We start from the raw sequence: 5,175 nt of genomic DNA on the forward strand, positions 1-5,175 counted from the left end.
CTGAAGGCGGGGGCGGAAGTGGCGGTGAACGAGAACGCCACGCTGTCGCTGGGCTACGGCGGGCTGCTGTCGCAGCATCATCAGGACAACAGCGTCAACGCCGGCTTCACCTGGCGCTTCTAAGACGCTTCTTCTCAATCCTTGTACGGGAACCGTCTGCGGGCGGTTCCTTTTTCACATCCTGCTAATGAGAACCCGACGCACCTGGGGCGTCGGCCAATAACAAGCAAAAGGTAAGGAAATGACAACAACAATGGGTTTTGATAGCAAAGGAAAGGCTCGTCGCTCACCGTGGCGGCTGAACGCGCTGGTCTGCTGCATGGGGCTGGCGGGGTATGCGCAGGCCGCAACCTATATAGAGAACGGCCAGGCGGGCGATCCGGCCAGCTGGCGCAGCGCCGAGTTCAATGCCAACTGGGGGCTGGGGGCGATCCATGCCGATGAGGCCTACGCCGCCGGCTATACCGGCAAAGGGCAGAAGGTGGGCATTTTCGACACCCCGGTTAACCACCATCCCGAGTTCGCCGGCGACGGCAAACTGATCAACGTCGTCACCGAAGGCTACCGCGCCTATACCGACCCGCACCGGCCGGGGATCAACGCCGGCGATCGCTTTTACTTCGACGGCACCTTCCATTTCTATAGCGGGGCGACATTGAGCAACCACGGGGTGCACGTCGCGGGGATCAGCGCGGCCAACCGCGATGGCACCGGCATGCACGGCGTGGCCTTCGATTCGCAGGTGATCAGCGTCGATAACGACAACGACGGCCCGGCTTACGGAGAATTCCTCGGTCTGGACGGCGCCGTCACCAATGCCGGCTGGCAGGCGATGATCAAGAGCGGCGCGCGGGTGATCAACAACAGCTGGGGCGTCAGCATTCCCGACTTTCTGTCCGACGGCGGCCGCGATCCTAATGCGCTGCACTTTGAGCTGAAGGATGCGCAGGAACAGTTCGATCAGGTCAAACCGCTGCTCGGCAGCCTGGCCGGCGCAGGTTATCAGGGCGCTATCGACGCCGCGCGCAAGAATATTCTGGTGCTGTTCGCCGCCGGCAACGACGGCAACTACAACCAGCCGGACGTGATCAGCGGCTTGGCCTACTTTGTGCCGGATATCGCGCCGAACTGGCTGTCGGTCGCCAGCGTGGCGCAGGATGCGGCATCGAGCAACAGCGTGCCTTACACCATCAGCAGCTTCTCTTCCCGCTGCGGCTATACCGCCAGCTTCTGCGTGTCGTCACCGGGCAGCAAAATCTACAGCACCGTGGCCAACGGCTCCGATCCGGCCCATCTGGTTTCGGACTACGGCAATAAAAACGGTACCTCGATGGCGACGCCGCACGTGACCGGTGCGGTGGCGGTGTTGCTGCAGCGCTTCCCGTACATGACCTCGGCGCAGATTGCCGACGTGCTGAAAACCACCGCCACCGATATGGGGGCGCCGGGCATCGACGCGCTCTACGGCTGGGGGATGATCAACCTGGGCAAGGCCATCAAAGGCCCGGGCATGTTCTATACCGTTGAGGATATTCCCGCAGAATTCCGCATCCCGGATCCGACGGGCGTGGCCTATGGCTCGACCCAGTTTGTCGCCAATATTCCGGGGATCGGCGCCGAGGTGGATGCCGGTACGCTGCACGCCAGGAAATGTGATGACTTCCACTGTGGATGGGAAACCTACTCCAACGACATCTCCGGCCACGGCGGCCTGACCAAAGAGGGCGCGGGCACCCTGGAGCTGACCGGCACCAACACCTATGCCGGCCCGACGCTGGTCAATCAGGGGCGGCTGGCAGTCAACGGCTCGGTCACCTCGGATGTCAGCGTGCAGAACGGCGGCATCGTCGGCGGCAGCGGCACGGTCGGTTCGCTGACCGCACGAAGTGGCGGCACCGTGGCGCCGGGCAACTCGATCGGCACCCTGAACGTGGCCGGCAACGTCAGCTTCGAGCCGGGGTCGCGCTACGCGGTAGAAGTGGGCCCGAACGGCCAGAGCGATCGGATCCAGAGCAGCGGCTCGGCGACGATCGGCGGCGGCGAGGTGGCGGTGACGCTGGAGAACAGTTCCAATCTGCTGACGGAGAGCGAGGTGCGCAGCCTGCTGGGCCAGCAGTACAACATCCTGACGGCGCAGCAGGGGGTGAGCGGGCAGTTTGATGCGGTGGCACCGAACTACCTGTTCCTCGGCACCGGGCTGAGCTACCAGCCGACCGGAGTGACGCTGAGCGTCGGGCGCAACGGCACGAGCTTCGCCAGCGTGGCGCAGACGTCGAACGAGCGGGCGGTCGCGGCGGCGGCGGATGCGCTGGCGGCGGGCAACCCGGTCTACGAGAGCATTCTCAACAGCGGCACGGCGGGCGAGGCGCGGCAGGCGTTCCGTCAGCTGTCGGGGCAAATCCATGCGGACATCGCGTCGGCGCTGGTGAACGACAGCCGCTACCTGCGTGAGGCGCTGAACGGGCGTCTGCGTCAGGCGGAAGGGCTGGCGAGTTCGTCGGCCATCAAGGCGGACGAGGGCGGAGCCTGGGCGCAGCTGCTGGGGGCGTGGGACCACGCGTCGGGCGACGCCAACGCTACGGGTTACCAGGCCTCGACCTACGGGGTGCTGGTCGGGCTGGACTCGGCGGTTGCGGACGACGGGCGGCTGGGGGTAGCGACCGGCTACACCCGCACCTCGCTGCACGGCGGGTACGGGGCGAAGGCGGACAGCGACAACTACCACCTGGCGGCGTACGGCGACAAGCAGTTCGGTGCGCTGGCGCTGCGCGGCGGTGCGGGCTACACCTGGCACCGCATCGACACCAAACGGTCGGTGAACTACGGAATGCAGTCGGACCGTGACACGGCGAAGTACAGCGCGCGCACCGAGCAGCTGTTCGCGGAAGCGGGCTACAGCGTGAAAGGGGAGTGGCTGAACCTGGAGCCGTTCGTGAACCTGGCGTACGTGAACTTCGAGAACAACGGCATCGGGGAGAGCGGCGGCGCGGCGGCGCTGCGCGGGGACAAGCAGCATACCGATGCGACGGTGTCGACGCTGGGCCTGCGCGCGGACACCGCATGGCAGGTGAACCCGGGCACGACGGTGGCGCTGCGCAGCGAGCTGGGGTGGCAACACCAGTACGGCGGAGTGGAGCGTGGCACGGGTCTGCGGTTCAACGGCGGCAACGCGCCGTTCGTGGTGGACAGCGTGCCGGTCTCGCGCGACGGGATGGTGCTGAAGGCGGGGGCGGAAGTGGCGGTGAACGAGAACGCCACGCTGTCGCTGGGCTACGGCGGGCTGCTGTCGCAGCGCCATCAGGACAACAGCGTCAACGCCGGCTTCACCTGGCGCTTCTGATTCCAGACATCTCACTTTTTGCGATGGAACCGCCTGTGGGCGGTTCCTTTTTCGCTTCCTGCTCATCACGTGCCGTGGCTTTTGGCAGGGCTGCGGCCGATAAAAAAAGGTAAGAGAATGGCAACTGTGAATTCGGGTTACAAAGGGAGCGGCCGTCGCTCACCGTGGCGGCTGAACGCGCTGGTCTGCTGCATGGCGCTGACGGGGTATGCGCAGGCTGCATCCTATATAGAGAACGGCCAGGCGGGCGATCCGGCCAGTTGGCGTACGCCGGAATTTCAGACGGGATGGGGGCTGGGCGGCATGCATGCCGAAGATGCCTATGCGTTGGGGGTCAACGGCGCCGGAGTGAAGGTCGGTATTCTGGACTCCGGTTTTGACAGCGTACACCCCGAATTCGATCCAGCGCGTTTTCATTCGGTCACCGCCAACGGCCATTATCTCGACGGTGCGGTTTTTAGCGTGTCGGGCCTAAAAAACGATAACAATGATTCGCATGGCACCAAAGTGAGCGGTGTTATCGGCGCCAGTCGAGATGGCGTTGGTATGCACGGTGTGGCTTACGGCGCGGAAATTTATGTCGGCAATACTAATCAGAACGACAGCTTCCTGTTCGGCCCTAAACCGGACGCTAACTATTTCACTGCGGTATATAACGCACTGCAGGATGCTGGCGTGCGAATGATTAACAACAGCTGGGGCAGCCAACCTAAAGATGTCTCTTACGATACGTTGGGAGGCCTGCAGGCGGCTTATGCCCAGCATTTCGGGAAGATCACCTGGCTGGATGCGGCGGCGAAGGTATCGCGCGAAGGGGTAATCAACGTCTTTAGCGCCGGTAACAGCGGTTACCGAAATGCCAGCGTACGTTCGGCGTTGCCTTATTTTCGACCGGAGCTGGAAGGTCACTGGTTGGCGGTAAGCGGCATGCGTGAGAACGGTACACAGATCTACAACCAATGTGGCGTCGCGAAGTATTGGTGCGTGGCGGCACCGACAATTGTCACCAGTACCGGTTTGAATGGCACCTATTCTTCCTTCAACGGCACCTCTGCTGCGGCACCGCACGCCACCGGCGCGCTGGCGCTGATCATGGCGCGTTTTCCTTATATGACCAATGAGCAGGCGTTGTCGGTGCTGTTCACCACTGCCGAACAGATCGCCGGGCAAATGAGTGCCGCGCCGATTGCCGCTACCGGCTGGGGACTGCCTAATTTGAAAAATGCGATGGGGGGGCCGGGGCAGCTGCTGGGCCGCTTTGACGCCAATCTGCCGTCGGGGATCACCGATACCTGGAGCAACAACATCAGCGATACGGCATTGCAACAGCGTCGGCTGGAGGATGGTGCTGAACACGATGCCTGGCTGAAAACGTTGCAGGAAAAAGGGTGGCAACATGGATTGGCGGCCACTGCCAGCGTAGAGGAACAATCGGAGTACACGACTGGCGTAGCGCGTGAGATGGCTTATCAGCAGCGGCTCTATCAGGGCAGTTTAATCAAATCCGGCGAAGGGACGCTGATCCTTACCGGCACCAACACCTATGCCGGCCCGACGCTGGTCAATCAGGGGCGGCTGGCAGTCAACGGCTCGGTCACCTCGGATGTCAGCGTGCAGAACGGCGGCATCGTCGGCGGCAGCGGCACGGTCGGTTCGCTGACCGCACGAAGTGGCGGCACCGTGGCGCCGGGCAACTCGATCGGCACCCTGAACGTGGCCGGCAACGTCAGCTTCGAGCCGGGGTCGCGCTACGCGGTAGAAGTGGGCCCGAACGGCCAGAGCGATCGGATCCAGAGCAGCGGCTCGGCGACGATCGGCGGCGGCGAGGTGGCGGT

General features: G+C 63.6%; 3 protein-coding genes. All 3 read left to right on the top strand.

Annotated features, from left to right (window positions below; all coding sequences use genetic code 11):
* Positions 1-123, top strand: a 123-nt coding sequence (locus ACRAWE_RS24305) for an autotransporter outer membrane beta-barrel domain-containing protein (protein ID WP_211130855.1), incomplete at its 5' end; no start/stop codon positions are given.
* Between the two features lie 196 nt (positions 124-319).
* Positions 320-3,340: an autotransporter outer membrane beta-barrel domain-containing protein gene (locus tag ACRAWE_RS24310; RefSeq protein ID WP_432526012.1), complete on the top strand. Its 3,021-nt coding sequence runs from the start codon at positions 320-322 to the stop codon at positions 3,338-3,340.
* 117 nt (positions 3,341-3,457) lie between these two features.
* Positions 3,458-5,175: S8 family serine peptidase (locus ACRAWE_RS24315; protein WP_432526011.1), on the top strand; the 1,718-nt coding region annotated here is incomplete at its 3' end.

This window comes from Serratia sp. BFP-2025 (assembly GCF_050880365.1).
Classification (GTDB): Bacteria; Pseudomonadota; Gammaproteobacteria; order Enterobacterales; family Enterobacteriaceae; genus Serratia; species Serratia surfactantfaciens.

Coding starts and splice junctions, on each gene's coding strand:
- ACRAWE_RS24310 (WP_432526012.1), top strand. CDS start 320: ATGGGGCTGGCGGGGTATGCGCAGGCCGCAACCTATATAGAGAACGGC.